Annotated in this window: 1 protein-coding gene; it reads right to left on the bottom strand. The window is 66.7% G+C overall.

What is annotated here, in order from left to right; translation table 11 throughout:
* Positions 1 to 252 (bottom strand): condensation domain-containing protein (locus G4D83_RS45415; protein ID WP_163871194.1); only part of this gene is annotated, 252 nt, incomplete at both ends.

Below are 252 nucleotides of genomic sequence, written 5' to 3'. Positions count from 1 at the left end.
ACTGCTTCACCTGGGCGAGCAGTTGGGAGAAGGAGGAGCGCGAGTCGATGCGAGAGCGAAGGGCGAGGGTGTTGACGAAGAAGCCGATGAGGCCTTCGGTCTCAGCGCGGTTGCGGCCAGCGATGGGAGCGCCGACGACGACGTCGTCCTGGCCGGAGTAGCGGGAGAGGAGAAGCTGGAAGGCGGCCAGCAGCGTCATGAAGGGAGTGGTGCCCTGGCGCTGGCAGAAGGCGAGCAGCTCCTCGGAGAGGG

Source organism: Myxococcus eversor (assembly GCF_010894455.1).
In the GTDB taxonomy this organism is placed as follows: domain Bacteria; phylum Myxococcota; class Myxococcia; order Myxococcales; family Myxococcaceae; genus Myxococcus; species Myxococcus eversor.
Note: the sequence above shows the minus strand (reverse complement) of the source record. Positions and strands in the feature narration are given on the sequence as shown.